This window comes from Vibrio sp. RM-69-4, from assembly GCF_024743775.1.
Lineage (GTDB): Bacteria > Pseudomonadota > Gammaproteobacteria > Enterobacterales > Vibrionaceae > Vibrio > Vibrio anguillarum.
On record NZ_JAMQXI010000029.1, the window covers coordinates 1 to 2352 of the forward strand.

A 2352-nucleotide genomic window follows, 5' to 3' on the forward strand; every position below is an offset into this window, starting at 1 on the left:
CAACGCACCGCCGAACTTAAAAAACACACTGTAAACACTGAACTTCAATTTTGCATTAAAGCCGCCACGCGTTGGCAATCCCTCTTGAGCCGTTTGTTATAAAGCAGTCATTCGCTAGTCCAGGCGATAAACAACCCAAACATTATGAGACACCATACGATTGATGGAACTACCAGATATGTTTTTTGGAGGCTATCAAAAACATAGGACTGAAAGACAATTTGAGTGGCTACAAACAATAACAAACCTCCTAGGCAACAAAAAACATAAACTAATTGATCAGGTAGTACACTGAGTCGAGCTGCAGATATTCTCCTTGATACACGTATAGATTGATCAATAAAGAAGTAAAAAGTAAGAACACATGCCAGTGTCGTAGCAATATGATCTAAGTGCCCCTGCCAAGCTAGATCATGATTTTCAACAGACCGATCTGCTATAAGAGCTGGCATTAAGTTAACTATCAAGGTACTTAGCCCTGTAATTATGGTAATCCAGTCGGCAGTAGCACTGCGTAAGTTATTCATTATTAGACTATTACCTCCAATGTTTACTTTGTAAGGGTGAGCTTTATAACGCCCTGTTAAGGTGTGAGCAACGCAATACCGATGCTTCCGCACACTACCTTAATCACCAAAATCAACGCATAGTGAAAATGCCACGCGTTGCGAATCACTCTTAAACAGATTGTTAGATTTTAGATCTCGAATCTATGCAAATACCTCGCAAAGACCCAACCAACTTTATATTCTCCCGTTTCGTCACACAAATACTCAACCCGCACCCACCGTTTTGATTTTTCGATAGACTTTACAGTTTTTCCATTTGCTAGTTCATCTATTATTTCAGAATTAATCGTTGCGTCATTCCTAACATGTAAGATTGAAGCGACAACAAAACGGTAACTCTTGAGGTCAGTTAAGTCGTACTCTTTGTGTGCTTCTTTCACAACTAACTTAGGAGCTACCCTAGAGTTTGTATCGTTAAATAGCTGTGACCAATCCTCGTAAAGTGGCATAGATAAATTGCAAAATACTCCAATCCAATAACTAAAAATGAGCCCAATGACCAACTGCGTTGAAGGTGGTTGGTTATTGTACCAGTCTAAAATACCACCATTACTATCTGGTGATGGAGCCGTGCTAAATTGAGCAACAGCGTCCTCGATAGCATCCGCATTGATCTCAAAGCCAGCTTCAACATTTGAGTTGTCCCAAATTCCAGCTAAGTTTTGCTGTAAAATGGAACCTGACATTTCTCTTACTGTTTGGATAGCTGCGGAATCATTTGCGACAAACATACGAGAAATCGAGCTAGCAGCCATTAACGAAGCAGCTTCTTGCATTGCAAGAGATTTCCAATTGTCTTTTGCTTGTTTCAGAGCTGATAGCTCATATTGTGACATTTGCTTAGCTATTTGACTCGCTTGTTTTAAAGCCGATGACTCATATAGCGACATTTGTCTTGCCGCTTCACTTGCTTGCTTTAAAACCGACGATTCATACAGCGACATTTGCCTTGCCGCGTCACTTGCTTGCTTTAAAACCGACGACTCATAAAACGACATTTGCATTGCCGCTTCACTTGCTTGCTTTAAAACCGACGACTCATACAACGACATTTGCCTTGCCGCTTCACTTGCTTGCTTTAAAACCGACGACTCATACAACGACATTTGCCTTGCCGCGTCACTTGCTTGCTTTAAAACCGAATGCTCATACAGAGACATTTGCTTCGCTACTTCACTAGCTTGTTTCAACGCTGACGATTCGAATGAGGACACCTGCCTTGACATATCATCAGAGCTTAGTGCGCCAATCATTTTTGAACTTTTGTTACTTTCAGTCACTTTTTTACCAATAAACAGATGAACTCAAATAAAATCTAACGCCCGGCTAAGGGGTTGACAACGCATAGCCGAACTAAAAAAACACACCGTAAACACTGAACTTCAATTTTGAACCAAAGCCGCCACGCGTTGACAATCCCTCTTGAGCCGTTTGTTATGCAAATTCAATGAGATAAATAGAATTTATACGACCAAAAGCCACTATTGCAATGGTTGAGTGATTCAAGAATCAACCCAAGCAAGAGCCGTGATAAATGAGCCGCCAAAACAAAGTCCACCTTTCGACAACAAACCAAGCTTTTGGATCAGGCAAACTCAACGAGCGAAAACTTCAGCAAGTACAAAATGCTCGATAAACTTGCCCTTTCCACACTTTGCACCTGCTAAATTCACAACACGCCAGCGCTAAAACTGATTGAGGCAAACAAAGAAACTTGTCTGTTTTACGGTTTGAGTTAACCACGAATTTGAGGGTGAAAGTGCTCATTTGACGACAACACAAA

1 protein-coding gene is annotated in these 2352 nt (G+C 41.0%); it reads right to left on the minus strand.

The features are described 5' to 3' along the window. Positions 1–697 precede the first annotated feature (697 nt). Positions 698–1849 carry an SH3 domain-containing protein gene (locus NB504_RS03005; protein WP_258428240.1) on the minus strand — a complete coding sequence of 384 codons (1152 nt, stop codon included), beginning with the start codon at positions 1847–1849 and terminating at the stop codon, positions 698–700. Positions 1850–2352: the final 503 nt, after the last annotated feature.